The sequence below is a fragment of the Nitrosomonas ureae genome (assembly GCF_001455205.1).
In the GTDB taxonomy this organism is placed as follows: domain Bacteria; phylum Pseudomonadota; class Gammaproteobacteria; order Burkholderiales; family Nitrosomonadaceae; genus Nitrosomonas; species Nitrosomonas ureae.
This window is the reverse complement of record NZ_CP013341.1, coordinates 1,588,183-1,610,452: the sequence shown is the minus strand read 5'-3', so window position 1 is coordinate 1,610,452 and position 22,270 is coordinate 1,588,183. Positions and strand designations below refer to the sequence as shown.

Below are 22,270 nucleotides of genomic sequence, written 5' to 3'. Positions count from 1 at the left end.
GGTATTTTATTGAATCACCTGAAAATTGCTTGGCCTGCAATTCTCAGGTAGCGTATCCGCTTCAAAATCCACGCAAGCCAGTACCTCAAGCAATGACCAAGAAATCTGAAGCAGAAAGCGTCGGATGAATACTTGTTCCAATCAGGGCAACCTGCACAGCTGCACCGGCCCCCGAACCATTGACATCGTAATAGAGCGCACCCGTTGACGAGTTGTAGACGATCCGATCAAGCGTATCCAGCGCGGATGCCCCAACATGAAATTTGTTCGCTGTCAGGGCCGCACCGGCAACAGTTCCCGTAATGCCCAACGCAGTGAAGATGTCATCGTCAAGCATAATTTTGTCGATACCATGAGCAAAATCAGTGATCGTATCGATGTTGCCTGTACCCGGCGCCGTATCAAAAATGAACTTGTCTGCGCCAGAACCACCGGTTAACGTATCTTTGCCTCCTTTTCCGAATAATCGATCTGCACCTGCTGCTCCACTGATTATGTTATTTCCTGCATTCCCAGTAATGCTGTTTGCCATGCCATTGCCTGTACCATTGATCGCTGATGTACCGGTCAGAGTAAGATTCTCCACATTGGCGGAAAGCGTATAAGTTACGTTACTGTTGACCTTATCAGTACCTTCATTTAGGTTCTCAGCAACGACATCACCCACATTGTCTACAACAAACGTATCATTCCCCAATCCACCAACCATAGTATCCGCACCGGCACCGCCATTGAGCATATCATTGCCACTATCGCCAAAAAGGCGATCGATACCACCCATACCTTTCAGCACGTCATTACCGGAGCCACCAAGCATGAGTTCCTTAGCACCGCCACCGGTAAGCTTATCAATGCCTCGTCCACCATAGTAAATGTTATAATTCGCGAATAATGGGGCTGTAAGTGTATCGTTTCCTGAATTTGGCACTACTGAATTGACCCCACTAAGACGGCCATCGACAATAAAGTAGTCTTCTTCTCCACTTATACCCCTCTGCCCGCCAATGTAAACAGATTGGTCACCTGTTTCATTGAGTATCCGATCCCAGGCGACGTTGTCTACGCTATCAACCATTTGACGATAATAATCCATTGAATGGAAATGACTTGAAACACCAATAGTTTTGTCCCCAACAAAATGAATATTGCGGCCATTGTCAATTCCAGTATCTGCAACAGGATCCCCCGCAATTTCAATGAGGGTCATACGAGGATCATTAGTACCCCTCAAATCATAACTAGCTGTAGCAAAGGTAATCGCTTCATAGTCGGCTCCAAAGCTTCTATTTGCATGGTCATTCATAAATTTTATGGCCATGGCACCACCAAGACTATGGCCGGTCACATAAACCTTATGAATCCCTTCAGCTACTATATAACTTTCGACTGCTTCTACCAGAGGACGCATCAAATCATAATGAGCAGATTTGTCAGTCCAGTCAGAAACATCCGGAGAAGAAAACTGACCGTTATCATTTGTTCCACGAAATGAAATAACGATTGCATCATTACTACGGGCTACAAAAGCGGCTGCATTATAGTTGGTATAAAAACCATCTTGCATTTGATTAGTCGTAGTGATACTTGAAAGGGTTGGTATATAAAAGTAGGTATCGAGTGATTTAAGCGTTGGAGTAAGATTAACTGGCTCCCATCCCTTATTCTCTATATAAGTAACTGCTTCATCAGAATATTTAATTGAATCATTAATTGAAAGATTCTCCCAGCTCTGCAAATCGTAAGCTGCCTTGGAAAAATCAGCCATTACCTTGATCTTGCCAGCTTCAAGACTTCCAATATTACTATCATCACCATCATCGCCACCGGTAACCCCTTCTAGTTCAAATAGTGCGTCGGCTGTAGGTAGCGTATTTGGGCTAACAGTAGCGCTGAAAGACTCATCGGTATATATGTTAGAAAGACTGATTACTCCAGAACTCAGTTGACTGGCAACAGAAGAGCTATCACCGCCATAAGGTACATTCCCCCAAGTTATTACCGATCCATCAGTACGCAGCGCAGCAAAAGCGCTACCTGTTGAATAGATTTGAATCACATCTATGGTGCCATTCAATGCACTGGCTACACTGGAACTATTGCCGCCATGCTGCCCCCCCCAAGTGACCACCGATCCGTCAGCGCGCAGCGCAGCAAAGGCATTGTTTGTTGAATAGATTTCCGTCACATCTATGGTGCCATTCAGTGCACTAGCAACACTGGAGCTATTTACACCTTGGCCCCAAGTTACCACCGAACCATCAGCACGCAGCGCAGCGAATGTATAATCTGTTGAATAGATTTGAGTCACATCTATGGTGCCATCCAACGCACCGGCCACAGTGGAGCTGTCGCCACCACCAGTACCCCAAGTAACCACCGAGCCGTCAGCGCGCAGCGCAGCAAATGAATAGCCTGCTGAAAAGATTTGAGTCACATCTATGGCGCCATCCAACGCACCGGCCACAGCGGAGCTGTCGCCACCATTATAAATCTGCCCCCAAGTGACTACCGAACCGTCAACGCGCAGTGCAGCAAATGCATCTCTTGTTGAATAGACTTGTTTTACATCTATGGTGCCATCCAATGCGCTGGCCACGCTGGAACTATCGGCACCATGACCATTCCCCCAAGTTACCACTGAACCGTCAGCACGCAGCGCAGCAAAAGCATAGCGTGCTGAATAGATTTCTGTCACATCTATGGTGCCATTCAGTGCACTCGCAACACTGGAGCTATTGCCTCCATAAGCACCCCAAGTTATTACTGAACCGTCGGCACGTAGCGCAGCAAAACCACCTTCAGTTGAATAAATCTGCATCACATCATTGGTGCCGTCCAGCGCGGTAGCCACACTGGAGCTATTGCCACCAATCTGAGCAAAGCCCCATGTATACACCGACCCGTCAGCGAGTAGCGCAGCAAAAGCATTTTCTGTTGAATAGATTTGAATTACATCTATGGTGCCATTCAACACATTGGCTACGCTAGTACTGTCGCTACCAAGAAAAGGACCTCCAAGATCCCCCCAAGTAATCACCGACCCGTCAGAGCGTAATGCAGCAAAGGCTCTGTAATTTGAATAGATCTCGACTACGTCCATTGCGCCATTAAGTGCACTGGCCACAGCAGAGCTATCGCCACCTACATAAGCATTTCCCCAAGTTACCACCGATCCATCATCTTTAAGTGCTGCAAATGCAAAAATATTTCTAAACTCTCCTAGCGTATGTCCAGGAAATGATTTTGTATTGTTTGTAGCCATGATTGATTTCTCTTATTTTTAATGATTTACCAGAATATCTGAACTGATATATGTATCATCCGTCGGTTGTTCCACAGTCAGAGTTAAATGTGTATTTTTTACATTTACATACCAATCCGCCTTTCTTTTTAGCAGGTACAGGATACTCTAAATTATTTTGCAAACGTTTACACCCTTCATATGAAGGATAGAAGTGTCTTTTTTATGTTCGCAAGAGCAAATTAATTAGACGCAACAGATCGATCTGGCGGCGGGTGGCGGTTTTTGAAAAAATGCTACTCAGCTGACTACGAGCGGTGCTGATCGTAATGCCTCCATTAAGACGGTAATCGTTGAGTGTCATGCCGTCTGTCAGGGCACGGCATAGTCTGACCTCGGCTTGAGTTAAAGCGAATTGCTCTGCAAAGAAAAGCCAATGCTGATCAGAATATTGATTCACATCGTGCAACTTGATCAGGAACATGGCAGCAGACAAATTGGGAATGGAAGGCTCGGGCAAACGAAAACAGGTCATTAATAACATGGCCCGGTTATTTTCATTTGTCAGTTGTAGAGCGAGTGGACCAGACGGGTTGTTGCTTCTGTTGAAAAAAGCTTCAATTCGGGAAGTATTCTGCCGCGTGAACAGCGAGAATCTTGGTGTTAAGGTAAACAGCTTGTTTGGGTTGTTAATAATTGCATGCATCTTTGTTGTAGCGTATAAGGGTCGCCTCTCATGATCCAGCAGCAACACAGCATTTCCCACACGCTCTATGCATGCGTGGCAATGGGGTGTAGAAAATGTTTTGTATAAATCTTCGGTTGCGCGATCAGACATCCTGCGGGGTTGCACACGAAGTTCTTTCCTAAAGGGTGGAATTGTCATGTTGGCAGATCCGTTCAATAGACATCATGCAATTTGTGGATGGTTAAGGGTTGGCGATTGCTTCAGATTTAGACGAAACCTAATCATTATTCGATTATAGGTCAGTCAGATACAATCAGTTCTGTCGAATAGAACGAGAATTATAGGACAAAACCACCTTATTACTATAAGAGCAGATTGGTGATGCGAGGACTCGGAATTAAGTCGTTAGTAATTAAACAGGAATGATCTGAACACCGGCATTTGCTCCAGCACTCCGAGAATCCCGGTAATGTTGCAAAGTGCATTCTGCTTTGTACTTTAGGGCACTTCTAAAAATTCAGAATTTTAAACAAGATGAGGCGAGAACAAAAAATGTTGACGCAGCATATAATTGATATGTAAGGAAACATTTTTTGTGAACAACAACGTTTTGTGACGAAATGTGGATTTTTAGAGATGCCCTTTATTTATAGAAGTATCCTGCATTTTAGGTTCTCACACCACCAATAAGACGAGTTAGCTGGAGAAGATTCGGTTCAAGAAACGATTGTAGCAAGCGTAATCCACGCATGACAGTAGAAAACCTGCTGTATCGTGCGAGTTAGTTATCCGTAGTGAAACTTGTCCAAAGCCTTTGAGGGCTGGAACTCAGTCTACAAAAGATTCAATCTTAGAAAATTCGAATCTTTCAGCATTCGCACCAGACAAATTACAAGTAGATTATTATTGATAACTTGAGTCATCGGCGTTAGATTGAGTTAAAATAGGCGCCTATGAGCAATTCATATCGTCCAGAACAGATCATTCGACCGGAAATTCTTGCACTTTCTGCTTATCATGTTCCGTCCGCTACGGGCATGATTAAATTGGATGCTATGGAAAATCCTTACCCATTATCACCGGAACTGCGTGACGAAATTGCCCAACTGACAGCAAATGCACCAGTAAATCGTTATCCCGATTCCAGTGCCGTTTTGCTTAAGGGAAAATTACGCCAGACTTTGGCGATTTCCGATGACATCGACATTCTGCTTGGCAATGGATCAGATGAAATTATTCAAATCATTGCGATGGCTGTAGCCAAACCCGGTGCGGTATTAATTAGTGTAGAACCCTCTTTCGTGATGTTCCGGATGATCGCCACATTCGCAAACATCCAATATGTCGGGGTGCCCTTAAAACAGGATTTCTCGTTAGATCTGGAAACCATGTTGACCGCAATTGCCAAATATAAGCCTGCCGTCATCTTTCTGGCCTACCCCAATAATCCGACAGGAAATCTTTTTGATTATGCGGCGATTTTAAGCATAATACAGGCAACTTCCGGTATTGTTGTAATTGATGAAGCCTATCAAGCTTTTGCTGATGCAAGCTTTATTAACGAAATAAATCATCATCCCAATTTATTATTAATGCGCACGTTATCCAAATCAGGGTTGGCAGGCTTAAGATTAGGATTATTACTTGGCAGGTCTGAGTGGCTGACGCAACTGGAAAAGATGCGTTTACCTTATAACATTGGCATAATGACGCAGATAATCGCCGAAAAGGTATTACACCATACTGTGGTTTTGTCGGAACAAGCGGAAGCCATCAAATTAGAGCGTGCGAAAATGAGTGCTTTTCTTGCTACAATAGAAAATATTAAAGTATATCCTTCGAAGGCTAACTTTATTTTGTTTCGAATCCATGCTGCCACTCAAATTTTTCTAGCGCTGAAACAACAAAAAATATTAATCAAAAATTTGGATGGCACTCATCCTTTATTAGAAAACTGCTTACGTGTAACTATAGGCACACCCGACGAGAATGCTCAGTTTTGTTCAATATTACAAGCCATACTGAGTAAAACAGTTTAAAATCAACTTTCAACTTTAGATCCGTTATCTTATTCAAGATTTCTCCCTATGCGCAAAGCACAAGTCATTCGTAACACACTAGAAACTCAGATCAGCATCAATCTGAATCTGGATGGAACGGGGCAATCTATTCTGGAAACCGGGGTGCCATTTCTTGATCACATGCTTGATCAGATAGCTCGTCATGGCATGGTCGACCTTGAAGTGGTTGCTAAAGGTGATTTACATATTGATGCACATCATACCGTTGAAGATATCGGCATTACTCTAGGCCAGGCACTGACGAAAGCAGTGGGGGATAAAAAAGGACTGCGCCGCTATGGTCACGCTTATGTTCCACTTGATGAAGCACTGACACGCGTTGTAATAGACTTATCCGGTCGGCCCGGCTTGGTATTTAATGTTGATTTTACTCGTGCTCATATTGGTGATTTTGATGTCGATTTGATTCACGAGTTTTTTCAGGGGCTGGTAAATCATGCCCTGATAACTTTGCATATCGATAATATTGCCGGAAGAAATGCGCATCATCAGGCAGAAACTGCTTTTAAAGCATTTGGACGAGCTTTACGTATGGCAGTCGAACTTGATCCAGCAGCAACCGGCATTATTCCATCCACCAAAGGTACTTTGTAGGTTATTTTCATCAACTAGATCATCATATGATTGATATCGCAATTGTAGACTATGGAATGGGAAACCTGCGTTCCGTTCACAAAGCATTGGAACATGTTGCACCTACTTTATCGATTGCGGTAACCAGTGATCCGAATGTCGTGCGAAAAGCGAAACGTGTCGTAGTACCGGGACAGGGTGCAATGCGTAATTGCATCCAAGAGCTTGAAACTCGCGGAATGCGAGAAGCCGTAATAGAAGCGGCTACCCACAAACCCTACCTCGGTATATGTCTCGGTCTACAGATGCTATTTAAAGAAAGTGAGGAAGGAAATGTCCAGGGCTTGAATATTTTACCGGGGAAGGTAGTGCGCTTCCCTGCCGCAGTCATGATAACACCGGATGGACAAAAGCTAAAAGTACCTCACATGGGGTGGAATCAAGTGTATCAGGCTATAAAACATCCGCTATGGGAAGGTATTCCTGAAGATGCACGCTTTTATTTTGTGCACAGTTATTATGTCAAAACCCTTGTTGAAACATCAATCGCTGCTCAAAGCCAGTATCCTTTTTCATTTGCCTGCGCCATTGCACAAGATAATATTTTCGCGGTACAGTTTCATCCAGAGAAAAGTCAATCAGCAGGATTAACTCTATTGAGCAACTTTACCAAATGGACACCCAATTTCTAAAATCACAACGTAGTAAACTGACCTTTTTAATCAACTATTAACTCTGATTAAACTATGCTGATTATTCCTGCAATAGATCTTAAAGATGGCCACTGTGTTCGACTAAAACAAGGGGTAATGGAAGATGCTACAGTATTTTCCAAAGAACCCGGTGAAATGGCATCCCATTGGTTAAGTCAAGGCGCACGCAGACTCCATCTAGTAGATTTAAACGGTGCATTTGCCGGCAAACCAAGAAATGAAGTAGCAATACGGGAAATTGTCCAATCTCTCGATGATCAAATACCTATTCAATTAGGCGGCGGCATTCGTGATCTTGATACAATCGAACGTTATCTTGACGATGGTATCTCCTATATAATCATCGGTACTGCAGCCATCAAAATACCAGGCTTTCTGCAAGATGCCTGTAACGCTTTCCCAGGACAGATTATGGCTGGACTGGATGCCAAAGATGGCAAGGTAGCGGTTGATGGTTGGTCTAAAATTACCGGCCATGATGTCATTGATCTAGCAAAGAAATTTGAGGATTATGGAGTAGAAGCGATTATATACACAGATATCGGCAGAGACGGCATGCTCAACGGTATTAACATTGAAGCAACCATCGAATTAGCCAGAGAGCTTACTATACCGGTTATTGCCAGCGGCGGTATTACCAACATCAGTGATGTTCAGAAATTGTGCGCAATCGAATCCGAAGGAATTATTGGAGCCATTACTGGGCGCGCCATCTATGAAGGCTCTCTGAATTTCAAAGAAGCTCAGCAATTGGCTGACAAACTGAGTAAAGATAACGGTATATCGTAAAAAATCCTTTTTTAGAAAATTAATACCGCGCATTTTCTTCCTTACTTACAATTGACCTTTTACACTGATGAGTCTTGCAAAGCGTATTATTCCATGCCTGGATGTAACCAATGGGCGTGTAGTTAAAGGTGTTAATTTCGTTGAACTGCGTGATGCAGGAGATCCGGTGGAAATTTCGCGCCGCTATGATGAGCAAGGCGCCGATGAACTCACTTTTCTGGATATTACAGCCAGTTCTGATAATCGCGACCTGATTCTACACATTATTGAAGATGTTGCCACGCAAGTATTTATTCCTTTGACTGTTGGCGGCGGCGTACGTCAGATTGAAGACGTACGCCGGTTGCTAAATGCCGGCGCTGACAAAGTAAGCATTAATACATCGGCTATTCTAAATCCGCAGCTGATAGCCGATGCAGCCGAGCATTATGGTTCTCAATGTATTGTTGTGGCAATTGACGCAAAACAAGTTAGCGCATCCGGCAATTCACCGCGCTGGGAAGTTTTTAGTCACGGAGGACGTAAAGCAACAGGCATTGATGCTGTTGAATGGGCAATAAAAATGCAATCTCTGGGTGCCGGTGAAATTTTACTTACCAGTATGGATAACGATGGCACACGTGGCGGTTTTGACCTTTCTTTAACCCGCGCAGTATCGGATGCTATCAATATACCAGTGATCGCCAGCGGCGGTGTTGGCAATCTGGATCATTTGGTTTCCGGCATTCTGCAAGGACACGCGGATGCCGTATTGGCAGCCAGCATTTTCCATTATGGCGAATTCACCGTACAACAAGCAAAACAATATATGGCACAGCATGGCATTGAAGTGCGGTTATAATGTGAAAATCATAAAAAGTTGATAAATTTAACTTTGTAAGTATTGCTATATCATGCCTACAGATATCTGGCTTAGCAGAATTAACTGGTCCGAGGACGGACTGATACCGGTCATCGCTCAAGAAGCACATAGCGGCACTATCCTCATGGTTGCGTGGATGAATCGAGAAGCGCTTAAGTTGACAGTAGAAAAAGGTGAAGCAGTATACTGGTCACGTTCACGCAAAAAACTCTGGTATAAAGGTGAAGAATCTGGTCACACGCAAAGAGTAAAAGATATTTTTCTTGATTGTGACGAAGATGTATTGCTTCTTATTGTGGAACAGACTGGTGGAATTGCCTGCCACACTGGCAGACACAGCTGTTTTTTCCGGAAATTGGAAGGTAATCACTGGATTCTTACTGCACCTGTTATCAAGGATCCTGAAAAGATTTACAATAAAAATGAATGATATAACTATTCTCCGTCGTCTGGCGCAAACCATTGAATCACGCAAATTGGCTGAAACAAACAGCTCTTATGTAGCTAAACTGTTTCATGGGGGACAGGATAAAATACTTAAGAAAATCGCTGAAGAATCGGCTGAAACTATCATGGCTTCTAAGGATGGCAATACCGATCAGATTATTTACGAAACCGCAGATTTGTGGTTTCACTGCCTGATACTACTCGCTTTCCACGAACTCTCACCTGATGATGTATTGAAAGAATTGGAAAGACGTGAGGGCATATCCGGCATACAAGAAAAAGCTTCAAGAACATCGGATTAGAGATTATGGAAAATTGTATTTTTTGTAAAATTGCAAGAAAAGAAATACCTTCTAACAAAATCTACGAAGATAAAGATATTCTTGCCTTTAATGACATCAACCCTGCCGCTCCGGTCCATTTCTTATTAATTCCAAAATTGCACATAGACTCACTCATTGATGTTCAAGACATTCATCAGAGTTTGCTTGGAAAAATGCTATCATTAGCTCCACAGTTAGCGAAAGAGCAGGGATGTGAAAATGGTTTCCGCACTATTATTAATACTGGGCCTGCAGGTGGACAAGAAATATTTCATTTACATTTCCATATCATCGGTGGCCGGGAGCGTTTGCCTGGAATGATTCACCCAGGTTAGACCAACCCCGTTCCATTTAACAGGAGGAAGTAATGGGTACATTTAGCATTTGGCATTGGATTATTGTACTGGCTATTGTCGTTCTGGTATTCGGAACAAAAAAATTACGTAATCTGGGGGGGATTTAGGGAGTGCCTTAAAAGGCTTCAAAGAAGGAATGAAAGAATCAGAAACCGAGAATCCGCCTTCATCCACCAATCAGTCAGTTTTTGAAGTTACCACAAACAAAGATACTGTTCCCAATAGCTTTAAAGAAAGTAAATCAACCACCGAAACCGGAAGCAGTGCATCGCAGCCATCGGGTACCAATATACAAGCCGACGACGCGGAATTTAAGGAAAATCAAACCAAGACCTGAAAATCAAATTGTATATTATCTGCTGTACCGGGTTCTGATCGAATTTCTATTCATGCAATCTCAATTAACGGGACAACATGTTTGATATCAGTTTCATGGAGTTACTGATCATTTTGATGATAGCCTTAATCGTTATCGGACCTGAGCGACTACCAACTGTTGCACGAACAATAGGACATTTATACGGGCGTTGCCGTAATTTTATGTATAGCATCAGAACTGATATTCATAATGAAATGCGTATGGAAGAACTAAAAAAAATGCAGTCTTCCGTGCAAGACACAGTCGAATCGCTGGAAACTTCAGTTCAAGAAAGTGTAGAGCAACTAAAGACCGCTATCACCAATGATCCTCAGACTACGGAAAAATCACCCGAAGACTTGGTAATACCGCCATCACAGTTAGAATCTGGGCAATTAAAGCCAAGCGATAACAGAACTTCGCAACATGCTGATATACAGAAAGAAAAATAGCGGCTTGCAGTGTGTCGATTCCACAACTTCTAATATAGAAAACTATGCTTGAAGGTTCATTCCTATCTCATTTAGTGGAATTACGTGCCAGGATGATACGTATTCTGGGTGTACTCTTGTTAGGCTTTATCCCATGTGCTTTTTTTGCACGGGAACTCTATACCGTGCTGGCACAACCATTACTGGAAAAACTTCCACAAGGTGGTCAAATGATAGCCACGGATGTAGCAACGCCTTTTTTTGTACCCATGAAAGTCGCCATGATGATGGCCTTTGTCATTACGTTACCGCATACCTTATATCAAATATGGGCTTTCGTTGCACCCGGACTCTATTCTCACGAAAAACGCATGGCACTGCCTTTAGTTTTCGGTACCAGCTTACTGTTCTTTGCTGGAATGGCATTCGCCTATTTTGCAGCACTGCCGGTGGTATTTGAGTTTATTACTTATTTTGCACCGGAAGGTGTAGCGGTAATGACGGACATCAGCAAATACTTAAGCTTTGTTTTGTCCATGTTCATGGCTTTTGGGGTCACGTTTGAAGTACCCGTATTTGTCATCGTTTTAGTTAAAACAGGTGTGATTACCATTGAGAAGCTCAAAGAAATGCGCCCTTACGTGATTGTCGGTGCATTTATCGTTGCTGCTATTTTTACACCTCCTGATGTTATTTCACAATTTATGCTAGCAATACCATTGTGCCTGCTCTATGAACTTGGAATACTCATCGCGGCATTGATGATCAAAAAACGTAACCGGGGAATTCACTCAAGCCCTTCATCTGAATCTAAGAAAATCTCTCCAGAGCAAAAAGATAGCTGAGGGAAATAGATCAAAATACGCATGCCCGCAAAATTTACGCAGACAGCAGTCATAATAAAATGCAACCATCTCAGTCCCGTTTAATCTAAAAGCTTTAAATTGATTTTGATCTGTATGTTGAAGGAGGCTGGCAATGTCAAACAGTTACCATTTCACTGATTTAAAAGTACTGGTTATTGCTATAAGTCTTGTATTGGGCACATCCCACGCTAGTTTTACCTTTCCACAAATGACTAATAGTGAGCATAACCACTCATTGCCGCCAAAAACTCAGAATCTGACAACCCAATCTTTACCGCCACACATCCCTCTTGATTCAAAACCACCAAGAACCATTCACCGTATTGGCACAGCGATTAGCACACCTCGCAATAGTATCAGCATCAAAAGCACGGATGCTGGAGCTATTCGTCGGCAATCACCAGTATCAGGGTGTATCAACTGTGGAATTATCCATTCAATCAATAAAATTGAACAAGGATCTGGCATGAATGCGATAGCGGGCGGAATCGTTGCCGGAACTGTTGCGCGGGAGATCATTCGCCAATCTCCTCATCCACATAACCCAGACTATCCACAGGCTCCAGGTGATAATTATTACAATCAGGGAGGAAATATTATCTATCCTGGGAATCAATATCAGATCAATATCACTATGGATGATGGCAGGCAAGCAATTATCGCACTCCCTGAAGGAGCAAGCTTTCAGCAAGGAGATAGGGTTAAATGGATTGATGGTGCATTAATGTTGGATCGTCATCAATAATTACAAGTAAATTAATGATCGGGAAACGTTGTTGAATTCATCGTCTTTCAGACAAATTGAATTGCCAATCGAGGGTATGACATGTGCCGCCTGCGCTGCGCGTATTGAAAAGAATTTAAACAAACTTTCGGATGTTCAAGCTTCAGTCAACTTTACGAATGAAAAAGCTCATGTAAATTATGATGAAAAACAAGTAAATACGGGCACATTGATTAATGCCATCGAGCATGCCGGTTTTTATATTGGACCACGATCGGTGCAACTGCAATTGCATAAAATGACTTGTGCGGCCTGTGCAGAACATATTGAGAAAGCATTGAACAAACTACCCGGCGTCACAGCCACTGTCAATATCGCAACAGAAACTGCAAAAATCAATTTCACCCCGGGTTTGGTAACTGTCGAAAACTTAATTGATGCGGTCATCAAAACAGGCTATAGAGCGAACGAAATCAGTGATTCCAGTCACATCACACGACGTCAAGCTGCCTATCAAGCTAAATTACGTTTATTCTGGATTTCCACAATTTTCACATTACCATTAGCACTTCAAATGGGCTATGTTTATCGACCATGAGATGGACATGTTACCTCATTGGCTGCAATGGCTATTAGCTACCCCGGTACAATTCTGGGTTGGACGTCGTTTTTATATTGGCGGCTGGGTATTCCCTCGTGGCGGTAATGCCAATATGGATGTATTGATTGCGTTAGGTACAAGCATGGCTTATTTTTTAGTACCGCACAGTCACAATATTTGGACTGGATCAACATGTTTATTTTGAAGCCAGCGCAGCCATAATCACTCTTGTTCTGCTAGGTAAATTAATGGAAGCACGCGCCAAAGGAAAGACATCCGAGGCCATCGAAGCACTGATCAAGCTGCAGCCCAAGACAGCCCGGATTGTGAGCGCAACGGGAAAATTCTCAAAGTACCCGCAGACAGCCTGCAAGTCAACGGCGTCTTCATTGTGCGTTCCGGTGAAAATTTACCAGTCGATGGGGTTGTGATTGAAGGTTCCTCCAGCGTTAATGAATCCATGTTAACCGGGGAAAGCTTGCCCGTCGGCAAACAGAAAGGCGCAAAAGTATTTGCCGCTACGATTAATCAGCAAGGTTTGCTCAAATGCCGTGCAACCAGTGTTGGCGCCCGGACACAACTCGCCGCAATTATCCATCTGGTGGAAGAAGCACAGGGATCTAAAGCACCGATTCAACGCATAGCTGATACGATCTCAGGAATCTTTGTCCGTAATCAGCATCCTGACATTTGGAGTAACCTGGTGGCTTACTGGGGCTTTTGTTACTGCTCTTATCAATGCAGTCGCAGTTTTGGTCATCGCTTGCCCCTGCGCATTAGGATTAGCAATGCCAACTGCCATTATGGTTGGCACTGGACGCGGCGCGCAAATAGGTGTCCTGGTTAAGAATGCGGCGGCATTAGAGCATGTAGAGAAAATCCAAACACTTATAATCGACAAAACAGGCACGCTTACCCAAGGCGAGCCCGAAGTTACCGACATTGTAACGGTGCAATCCATTAGCGAGCAGGATTTATTACAAATTGCAGCTTCCTTAGAGCATGGTTCCGAGCATCCGTTGGCACGGGTTGTGCTCAATTGCGCGCTACAAAAACAATTACAGCTTCAACCAATTAACGATTTTAAAGCGATTACTGGCAATGGCGTTACGGCTCGCTTGCATGGGATAAAGTACCTGCTTGGTTCCCCAAAATTTCTAATACAACATAATATTGCCATTGATAAACAGTAAATCAGCAACTTACAGGCAAAAGGAAAAACCGTTATTGGTGTGGCCTCCGTTACTCATGACACTGGCAAAATACTTGGATACCTAGCCATCGCAGATCAGCTACGCAACACTTCTCTCCAAGCAATCAAAGAATTGCAATCCTTAGGTATCGAAGTTATTATGCTAATCGGTGACAATACTGCAACTGCAGAGACAATTGCCAAACGTACCGGCATTACGCAATATCGCGCTGAAGTGTTGCCGCAGGATAAAGCCGCAGAGGTAGCGAAAATAAAAGTCAGTGGCAAGTTTACGGGAATGGTCGGGGATGGCATTAACGATACACCCGCTCTAGCTGCTGCGGATGTTAGCTTTGCTATTAGCGCAGGCTCGGATGTAGCAATTGAAGCTGCAGATATCACTTTGATTCGCAATGATCTGATGAGTGTCGTCGATGCTATATCTCTATCGCGCACCACACTTCAAAAAATCCGTCAGAACTTATTCTTCGCTTTTGTCTACAATATATTGGGAATTCCATTAGCAGCCATTGGCATGCTTAATCCGGTAATTGCCGGCGCCGCCATGGCTATGAGCTCTGTTTCAGTTGTCAGCAATTCGCTGTTATTGAAACGATGGCAGACCAATCATGAATAATCTTCTTTAGGAAAAAGTACGATGCAAACTGCCATCATCATAATAAAAGGCATGACCTGTATGGGCTGTGTTAATAGCGTCAAAGCGGTTCTCAAGAATCTATCAGGAATAGCCCGAGCGGAAGTAACACTCGAGCCTGCTCAGGCAAGCATCCAATATGACTCGAACAATATCAATATTGATCAAATCAAAGAAGCTATAGTTGATGCAGGCTTTGAAGTAATAAATTAAGATAATCTGCCACACAGCGCGTTACTAATTGATTGTTCCCAGGATACACGCATGCATTCGATAGAAAAAACAAGTTTCTTTCTGATCACCATGGAAGCAGTGATTGAATTATTATTGACCATCTAAAACAAACCAGATTTAAGATTGATAAGAAACTATCTGAAGGGCGTGACGATACATCAATTTACCTGGTCATGCCCCTTCCTATGTAGAGCTTACTCAGAAATACAGCGATCAGATATGCGCTGCCAAGTAAGAATTCCGGTTTGAGCTGAATTGGCAGGCACGCGCAAACGGAATTTCTCTTGGCATACTTTTTTTTGTCACCCAGGATGCTATTTTGGCAGCAAGATTCCTCAGGCAAATAAAAACCCGCACCAAGATGAGCAGATTCATGACCAGGAAGATGCTATTGATCCATGCGACAGAGGTGTCAGCCCGCTTGGCTCGGATATTGTTGAGTCGATATCCATACTTTCCTTGGCCAAACTTCCCTTCAATCGGAATGCGCTCGCGATATTCCGGTCGACGTTGTGCTTTCATGCGCATCAATTCATCTTTGTTTTCAGGCGTGATCTTTGGTGGACGTCCCAGTGGTTTGCCTGCGAAGCGGATATGATTGCGTGCCAGGTAGCTGCGATTATCACGTGAACCATATAGCGTGTCAGCAATGACGACTTCGGGATAATAGCCGTAACGTTTTTTGTAGGCCTCAACTTGCGCTTCAAGATCATGACCTTCGTGCTGTGCGTCCCAGTGCAGCTTGTCGACATGTGCCAACCCTTTGCCTGTCAAGCTCATGCTTATTTGGCGCCAAATTCCACTGTCTTGCCGGGCTTTCCCCTGATAATGGGTCGAATATACGGCTGACTGATACTGACGATGCGATCATCACAACGTCTGGTGTTGGTTTTGTACATCTCAAAGATTCCTGCACAACCTCGCCTGGCAGTGCAATAACCAACTAAAATAGAGGGGGTTAAAAGACAGTTGGAGCAAAAGATGCAGATGAGTTTTGGAACACTGGAATTAGCAGAGCGATTGAAGCGAGAAAATGTTCTGGTGAAGATTGATGCCCTAATTGAGTGGGAGGACTTACGTCCGAAACTTACGGGTTTATACAAGCGCGAGTTATCGCATGGTGGAGGCCAAGAGCCGTTTGATGGGTTGTTGATGTTCAAAGCGATCCTGCTAGGTCAGTGGCATAGTTTATCGGACGCTGCGTTGGAGCAAGCACTGTGTGTACGCATTGATTTTCTGCAATTTTGCGGACTGTCCTTGTCGGATGCGATACCGGACGAAACCACTTTGTGCCGGTTCCGTAACCGGCTAATAACCAACGACCGGCTAGATGATCTGCTGGCCTCTATTAATGAACAGCTTCAATGCCACGGATTGATGATCAAGGGTGCGACAGGAGCGGTCATTGATGCCACGCTGATTGAGTCAGCGGCACGCCCTAAAAAGACCATCACACTGGAAGTGGATGCCGAAGAAGGTAAGGTTGTTCAGTTTGAAGATGGCAGTCAACCTGGAATCAACTGTATCGAAGAACAAAGCGCGGATCCGGATGCGACCTGGCTAAAGAAAGGCAGGAAGTCGCAGTTTGGCTACCGCAGTTACCTGGTGGTGGACGCACAAGACGGCTATGTGCGCGGGGTTCACACCGCCCCTGCCAACCAGAGCGAAATGATGCATTTCGAAGCCGCTATCGATGGTGCGCATATCGAGGCGAATCGGGTGTATGCCGACAAGGGATCCGCCAGCAATGCCAATCGGCAATTTCTAAGAAAGCAAAAGATCAAGAGCGCAATCATGCATCGCGCGTACAAGAATAAACCCCTCTCGTCACGCCAGAAGCTGGCGAATCAATTGATCAGTAAAAAACGCTATATTGTCGAACAGTGTTTCGGCACAATCAAACGCTTATTCAGAATGGGACGCGCCAGCTACTTCGGTACGACGAAAGTCAACGCCCAAGTCATACTGAAAAGTATCTGCATGAATCTAAAGAAAGCAGCCAACAAAATCTTCGTAGACCAACCATTAAGGGGAGCGATCCGTCCAAATATTACATAAAAGGGGAAAAATTCACCTAAAAAAAGGAAAAAACTTCACTTTCTATTAAAGTGACGTGCAACAAGTGTCACTTGGAAAATTTTCTCTGTCGCTACAGCAAAATTCTTGCGGTTGTGCAGAGGTCTTTCTCATATTGTTGTTGGTATAAATGGGGCAATACCCAGTAGCGGCGTAACAACCCATTGGGTATTGGTATGGGCGTGCCATGTGGATATTCCGTCAGCATTTCTTCAATATGCTTTAAATTCCGCTGCAGGAACTGCAATTGCTGCCTGATACCAGCACGCCGTTTTCTGCTGGATGGCCGTCTTAACTTGACCAGGCTGAGGTAGGCTTTTCTGGCAATCTCGCGATAAGTGCGCGGCTTCTTTTTCTGTGCCCGGTTACTTTTGGCATGCAGTTCATCAATGATACGCTCACTTAATTCACGCGCTTCGTTCAGCAGTCCAAGATCTGTCGGATAGCGTATGGCCTGTTCTGCAACGGTCGCATCCAGTATTAATTTGCCGTGATTGCGCGGAAGCTCATCGGCCAAAGATTGGTCTGCCTCCATTGCGGTACCCGCGTCATTGCTGCCCGTATCACCGCTATTTGACACATCATTGCCGTCGTTGTCATCATCACTTGCTTTGAATGACTTCTTTGTCCGTCGAGGTTCAACCGTTTCGATGATCGCCTCATGAAACTCATCAAATACTGTCTGACCCATGCGCTTGCGTATCTCAACCAGTAATGATGACGCAAAGGGTGCCTGCGCTTGAAAACCTTTCAGACCAATAAAATATTGCAGGTACGGATTTTCTCGAATCTGTTCAACAGTCTCTTCATCTGAGACCGATAATTTATGTTTAATAATCACCGCTCCAATCACAATTCCGGCATCTTTGGCTGGGCGGCCCAGATTTGAACATAACGTCTTATAGTAGCTCTCGGACAACTCATCCCACGGTATGCAATCTCTCAGTTTTACCCAGCGATTAGTGGGATCAAGTATCATGCCTGGCGGTGTATCAAATCCTTCGAGGGGCAGTTGCTTTTGACTGACATAACGAATCATAGTGCACGGCTTTTGGTGTTAATTCACATATTTACGTGCACTATTTTACCAAAAATATACCATTACTCAATATAATCAGATACTTATACTTTTTGAGTAAGCTCTATTTAGAGCCTGAAGCAAAACCTATCAGCCATTTTTGTTTCCTCCAATGACATCAAGATTCAATAATTCCTCCCCGTTGATTTGAATAACTAACCAATATTATCGAACAAAATCTTCTGGAAAAGATATATTCATTTTCTCACGATTTAGCGCACTTATTTGCAAGTTTAGTTGATCAATATCTGACCACCCCCAGTGATCTACAGATGGAATCCAACGTGCACGCAAATATCCCTTTCTATCTATGAGAAACTCCATATGGTCAGGAGTTGTTCCTTGGCCGATAATATCAGGATGACTCAACGTTCTACGTGATAATGCAAAGCTGGTTGCAATTTCAGCAGCACCTTGAGTAACAATTGGAAAAGGTAGTTCTTTAGCTACTAATTGCTTCATATCTTCCACAGCAAGATCTTTATTTGGCACTGCAAGCAGCATAACATTTTGCTCTTTTAATCTTCCATAAGCCTGTTTTAATTGTTCCAAACGACTCATAGACTGAGGCCACGAAAAAACGACCATTAAAACAACTTTATTTTCTCGAAATTCTTGCAATGCGCCTGAACTTCCATCATGGCCCTGGTATGAAAAAACTGGCGGTTTTACATATGCTTTATTGGGTATAATCTCCGGCGTTAAAATCCGTGCCTGATAGCCGCGAGATAATGCATGAATATAATTAACCAGATCCCATCGATCTTCATCAGATAGTTTATCGATGTAACCGGGCATATCCGTATTCACCATACCGTTCGTGATCCAGTTATAGAAATCTCCCGGCGTATGTTCTACAGTATGCGGCTCAATCAGTAAATCCGGCAATTTTGTGGATAAAGTCCGTGACTTAATACCATTTCCCATCCCCTGAAGCCCATGACACTCAACACAATGCTTTGCAAATAATGTAGAACCATGCGCCACAGAAATCACATCAAAAAGTACAGGTGGTCTCCGATAAGTTTCAGGATAAGCTTGGATTGTCAGAGCTTGCAATGCAATCGCTCCCCCTGATATAAACAATATAGTTGGAATAAAAATTAGACGCTTTATCCCCCAGTTTCTTAGCCAACCTAGTTGTAAGATCACTGCAGCAAACACCAGAACTCCCAAACCACTCCAGACTTGAATAGCAACATTAGGTTGATTCCAAGTGGCAATAACCGAGAAGCGAAATGAAAATGGCCAATTTTCAATAAGTGCATGCTTTGCAGGCGTTGTATTGGTAATGATCGTGGCTAATAGAAGTAGCAACAACGCCAAAATAAATTCAATAGGAACCCATCTTTTGATTCCACGATTACCGTTACTAACATCAGAATCTTGCTTACAATCTAATAAAGGCAACCAGTAAGAACGTACTCCCATGGCAATTAAGAGAATAATAACTAATAAAAATATTTTGGCACTTAAAAACCAACCATAGGGAGTAGCAACTAATGCAGCATAATAGCCATCAAATATTTGATCAGCGACTACTAATCCAGTAAATATAATTAATAGCATCACCGGGAATGCAATTGATGAGAATCGTTTTAATACTTCAAATTTATTTGTCTTATTTCGTTTATCAAAGATTAGCAATATAAAAGCCGGCAAAGCTCCAAACCATACACCAGCAAGAATGAGGTGAAGCACATATGGCATTACAGCGGTTACTGAAAGTTCTTCCGCTGCGGCATGACTAGCTAACGAACTTGCAACAAGCGGTAAAGCTGCAATTACAGCACAACAAGCGTACCACCACCGCGCTCTAGATACCTTGCAAAGGTATAAAATTGCTAGCAACAGTAGTATTGCCGCTGAGAAACGTAAAATCCAAATCTGTCCTACACGTGTATCCGTTAACAACCCCAGCCAAACCTCATACTCTCCCAAGCTGTTAGCACTTCCCGTTATCTGCACTATGGTCGTAGCTAGTATTACAAGCAAGCCTATCGGAATACTCACAGCTAACCATGGAAACAGGCGTTCTAGACGCCCTATCCATGCTTCTGAATGGGTTCGCTTTACAGTGCTCGTAATTATTAAAAATAAACAACTGCCAAGTAAAATCAGATTTGATACAAGCTGAACCCAACGTGCTAATGTTGCAATTGCATCTACCATTTATTGCATCAAGTTATTTTTAACACTAAAATCATATTTTGACTCAATGACATGACCATCTACTGACATTACACGATAATGAACGGTATAAAGCCCCGGTGGAATCTGAGGCAAATTTAATATGATAGATTTTGAATCATCTATAAGTATCTCTGGCATACTTTCGGTAACTAGTTTTTTATTTGAGTCTTCTACTGTTACTGATGCATAAGATCCCTCGATCTTCTCATTAAACCAGAGCTGTATTTGTTTAGGGGGGGTAGAAAGTATAGCCCTGCGTGGTGGCTCAGATTTAACTAAGGTAGCATGTGCTATCGCAGGATTAACTTGAAATAATAAAGGAAGTAGCATTAATAAGGCAACAAAAGCTGTCACTTCTCTAATACCATATTTTGATAATCGCTTATTTTGCACAATTTTTCCTCAATACTTTGTTTACTATTATTTTCCAATATTTATTGGATACTCTTCGTAAGGATGAGTTCATCGCTCATCCTTAATTCAATCTCATAAATTACTCACTAAGCTGCTGCACCTCGTTCGTCAGTTTTACGTTTACGCATCATCATAAAAGCTGCAGCTCCTGCAATCAGCACCACTATTGGTACAATGATTGCAATCTTCGATACCGGGCGACCCTCTCCTACCGAAAATGGAAATCTCGACACATAATCCTGCGCACCCCCCGTTACCGTCACCAGCCCTACAAACTTACCCTTTTCCGGAAAAACATGCTCTACTGTAATTGATGCAGAGGGATATATTTTAGGTGGCAAGTGATATACCGTAATCTCATCCAGATTTTCTTCCGAACCCGTATCTCTAATTATCCTTACCTCTGTCGTCAACGGACGTAGTTCCTCCTGAATATAATCCAGCGCTATCACAGTCTTACCTACTTCCGGTATATCCTCACAAAATTCCTCTTCCTGTGATAATGGTTGATAGCCAGTAAAATGCATCCGATATGGTCCAATTGTTAATATACACATATCATCCGCTAAAGCCAGCCCACCATGCGCTTGTACTTGCGCTGCAAGCAGCATGCTCATCGCAAGCAATGCCGTCAATAATACTTGTTTCATTTTTATTAATCTTACTAACATTTAAAATTTCCCTGTATCGATAAATGGTTGTTGCTAAATTCTCTTGATGTTGAATTGTCAATGTTATTTAATTCGGCTTTGCGCGGCGCGATACCAACCAATTCTTGAAGCGCCTTGATCTAAGCAGCTTATATATTAGTATCGTGGCCAACAACAAACCCACGGCAGGTCCTACAGTGGCTCTGAATACATTCGCATAATTAACCATTTCCACTCGCAGATGATATTCATAATTCAACGGCGGCAAACCTTCGGCTGTAATCAGTACCAAATACTTCCCCTGATCCAATACATTTTGCGTGCTAATTACACCATCTTCATATAATGCAGGTCGCAAGCTGGTAATTGCTTCACCTTCGGTTGCATTGCTACCTCTTATTATCTTTACTCCAACCGGTATATCTCGCAACTCAGGATCAACCAAATCTATAACAAGTATGGCATTACCGGCTTTGGGTATATCTGTACAATAATGACCTTCCTTATCAACTTGAGGTTGATAAGCACTGAGGTGAATCATGTTCTCCCCAATCCGACGCATACAATTATCTTCTTCCATGGCTACCTTGCCATGCGCACCAACTGTACTTGTGTGAAGTGCCATAATAAGTATAAAGACTGCAATCCCTGCTTGTATTATTTGTCTGACCACGACAAATCCTCCTCTTGGGTAAGCGTCTCTAATTTTTCCAGTTCCATTATCC

At 43.2% G+C, this 22,270-nt stretch carries 23 protein-coding genes and 3 pseudogenes; 18 read left to right on the top strand and 8 right to left on the bottom strand.

Annotation, left to right across the window (positions count from 1 at the left end; genetic code table 11):
* Window positions 1-85: 85 nt before the first annotated feature.
* Both ATY38_RS07380 and ATY38_RS07375 read right to left on the bottom strand, forming a co-directional pair.
* Window positions 86-3,262: a lipase family protein gene (locus ATY38_RS07380; protein WP_062558739.1), complete on the bottom strand. Its 3,177-nt coding sequence runs from the start codon at window positions 3,260-3,262 to the stop codon at window positions 86-88.
* A 202-nt stretch (window positions 3,263-3,464) separates the two neighbouring features.
* Entirely contained in the window at window positions 3,465-4,127 is a 663-nt protein-coding gene (locus ATY38_RS07375) for a helix-turn-helix transcriptional regulator (protein ID WP_143023482.1), read from the bottom strand.
* Window positions 4,128-4,882: 755 nt separating this feature from the next.
* On the opposite strand from ATY38_RS07375, the gene hisC reads away from it, so the two are divergent.
* The 17 genes and pseudogenes from hisC (at window position 4,883) to ATY38_RS07305 (ending at window position 15,113) form a co-directional block, all read left to right on the top strand.
* Complete coding sequence (hisC, locus tag ATY38_RS07370) at window positions 4,883-5,968, top strand: histidinol-phosphate transaminase (RefSeq protein ID WP_062558737.1); 1,086 nt, start codon at window positions 4,883-4,885, stop codon at window positions 5,966-5,968.
* 48 nt (window positions 5,969-6,016) lie between these two features.
* The gene (gene hisB, locus ATY38_RS07365; protein ID WP_062558736.1) at window positions 6,017-6,604 is read left to right on the top strand and encodes an imidazoleglycerol-phosphate dehydratase HisB; all 588 of its coding nucleotides are present in this window, start codon (window positions 6,017-6,019) and stop codon (window positions 6,602-6,604) included.
* A gap of 26 nt (window positions 6,605-6,630) precedes the next feature.
* Entirely contained in the window at window positions 6,631-7,275 is a 645-nt protein-coding gene (gene hisH, locus ATY38_RS07360; protein WP_062558735.1) for an imidazole glycerol phosphate synthase subunit HisH, read from the top strand.
* A 54-nt stretch (window positions 7,276-7,329) separates the two neighbouring features.
* A complete protein-coding gene (gene hisA / locus ATY38_RS07355; RefSeq protein WP_062558734.1) occupies window positions 7,330-8,085 on the top strand; it encodes a 1-(5-phosphoribosyl)-5-[(5-phosphoribosylamino)methylideneamino]imidazole-4-carboxamide isomerase in 756 nt (251 codons plus the stop codon).
* 67 nt (window positions 8,086-8,152) lie between these two features.
* Window positions 8,153-8,926 carry an imidazole glycerol phosphate synthase subunit HisF gene (gene hisF / locus ATY38_RS07350; protein ID WP_062558733.1) on the top strand — a complete coding sequence of 258 codons (774 nt, stop codon included), beginning with the start codon at window positions 8,153-8,155 and terminating at the stop codon, window positions 8,924-8,926.
* 52 nt (window positions 8,927-8,978) lie between these two features.
* Window positions 8,979-9,377 carry a phosphoribosyl-AMP cyclohydrolase gene (gene hisI, locus ATY38_RS07345; protein ID WP_062558732.1) on the top strand — a complete coding sequence of 133 codons (399 nt, stop codon included), beginning with the start codon at window positions 8,979-8,981 and terminating at the stop codon, window positions 9,375-9,377.
* Complete coding sequence (locus ATY38_RS07340; RefSeq protein ID WP_062558731.1) at window positions 9,370-9,696, top strand: phosphoribosyl-ATP diphosphatase; 327 nt, start codon at window positions 9,370-9,372, stop codon at window positions 9,694-9,696. The genes hisI and ATY38_RS07340 overlap by 8 nt, the downstream gene beginning before the upstream one ends.
* Before the next feature lie 5 nt (window positions 9,697-9,701).
* Entirely contained in the window at window positions 9,702-10,052 is a 351-nt protein-coding gene (locus ATY38_RS07335; RefSeq protein WP_062558730.1) for a histidine triad nucleotide-binding protein, read from the top strand.
* A gap of 32 nt (window positions 10,053-10,084) precedes the next feature.
* Window positions 10,085-10,254: pseudogene (tatA, locus tag ATY38_RS16475) on the top strand (Sec-independent protein translocase subunit TatA); the annotation flags it as partial.
* A gap of 233 nt (window positions 10,255-10,487) precedes the next feature.
* The gene (gene tatB, locus ATY38_RS07325) at window positions 10,488-10,883 is read left to right on the top strand and encodes a Sec-independent protein translocase protein TatB (RefSeq protein ID WP_062558729.1); all 396 of its coding nucleotides are present in this window, start codon (window positions 10,488-10,490) and stop codon (window positions 10,881-10,883) included.
* A gap of 44 nt (window positions 10,884-10,927) precedes the next feature.
* A complete protein-coding gene (gene tatC / locus ATY38_RS07320; protein ID WP_062558728.1) occupies window positions 10,928-11,707 on the top strand; it encodes a twin-arginine translocase subunit TatC in 780 nt (259 codons plus the stop codon).
* Between the two features lie 133 nt (window positions 11,708-11,840).
* Window positions 11,841-12,473, top strand: coding sequence for a hypothetical protein (locus tag ATY38_RS07315; protein ID WP_062558727.1), 633 nt, complete (start codon window positions 11,841-11,843; stop codon window positions 12,471-12,473).
* Window positions 12,474-12,504: 31 nt separating this feature from the next.
* Window positions 12,505-13,050 carry a copper ion binding protein gene (locus ATY38_RS16945; protein ID WP_335337911.1) on the top strand — a complete coding sequence of 182 codons (546 nt, stop codon included), beginning with the start codon at window positions 12,505-12,507 and terminating at the stop codon, window positions 13,048-13,050.
* A gap of 7 nt (window positions 13,051-13,057) precedes the next feature.
* On the top strand, window positions 13,058-13,258 hold the full coding sequence (locus ATY38_RS16940) for a hypothetical protein (protein ID WP_335337910.1): 201 nt from the start codon (window positions 13,058-13,060) through the stop codon (window positions 13,256-13,258).
* Between the two features lie 39 nt (window positions 13,259-13,297).
* Window positions 13,298-13,900, top strand: a complete 603-nt coding sequence (locus tag ATY38_RS16935; protein ID WP_335337912.1) for a P-type ATPase actuator domain-containing protein — start codon at window positions 13,298-13,300, stop codon at window positions 13,898-13,900.
* Window positions 13,782-14,882: pseudogene (locus ATY38_RS16930) on the top strand (heavy metal translocating P-type ATPase); the annotation flags it as partial. The gene ATY38_RS16935 and the pseudogene ATY38_RS16930, both read left to right, overlap by 119 nt.
* A 21-nt stretch (window positions 14,883-14,903) precedes the next feature.
* Window positions 14,904-15,113: a heavy-metal-associated domain-containing protein gene (locus tag ATY38_RS07305; protein WP_062558726.1), complete on the top strand. Its 210-nt coding sequence runs from the start codon at window positions 14,904-14,906 to the stop codon at window positions 15,111-15,113.
* A 234-nt stretch (window positions 15,114-15,347) separates the two neighbouring features.
* On the opposite strand, the pseudogene ATY38_RS07300 reads toward ATY38_RS07305, so the two are convergent.
* Window positions 15,348-16,033 (bottom strand): annotated as a pseudogene (locus ATY38_RS07300) (transposase); the annotation flags it as partial.
* An 82-nt stretch (window positions 16,034-16,115) separates the two neighbouring features.
* Here ATY38_RS07300 and ATY38_RS07295 point away from each other — a divergent pair.
* Window positions 16,116-17,192 carry an IS5 family transposase gene (locus tag ATY38_RS07295; protein ID WP_062559453.1) on the top strand — a complete coding sequence of 359 codons (1,077 nt, stop codon included), beginning with the start codon at window positions 16,116-16,118 and terminating at the stop codon, window positions 17,190-17,192.
* Between the two features lie 91 nt (window positions 17,193-17,283).
* Here the strand turns inward: ATY38_RS07295 and ATY38_RS07290 are convergent, their stop codons facing one another.
* From ATY38_RS07290 to ATY38_RS07270, 5 genes are all read right to left on the bottom strand, one after another.
* Entirely contained in the window at window positions 17,284-18,249 is a 966-nt protein-coding gene (locus tag ATY38_RS07290; RefSeq protein ID WP_235590422.1) for a transposase, read from the bottom strand.
* 204 nt (window positions 18,250-18,453) lie between these two features.
* On the bottom strand, window positions 18,454-20,460 hold the full coding sequence (locus ATY38_RS07285; protein WP_062558724.1) for a CopD family protein: 2,007 nt from the start codon (window positions 20,458-20,460) through the stop codon (window positions 18,454-18,456).
* The gene (locus ATY38_RS07280; RefSeq protein WP_062558723.1) at window positions 20,461-20,874 is read right to left on the bottom strand and encodes a copper resistance CopC family protein; all 414 of its coding nucleotides are present in this window, start codon (window positions 20,872-20,874) and stop codon (window positions 20,461-20,463) included.
* 107 nt (window positions 20,875-20,981) lie between these two features.
* Window positions 20,982-21,545, bottom strand: a complete 564-nt coding sequence (locus ATY38_RS07275) for a hypothetical protein (protein WP_418006994.1) — start codon at window positions 21,543-21,545, stop codon at window positions 20,982-20,984.
* 88 nt (window positions 21,546-21,633) lie between these two features.
* Complete coding sequence (locus ATY38_RS07270) at window positions 21,634-22,218, bottom strand: hypothetical protein (protein WP_062557703.1); 585 nt, start codon at window positions 22,216-22,218, stop codon at window positions 21,634-21,636.
* Window positions 22,219-22,270: the final 52 nt, after the last annotated feature.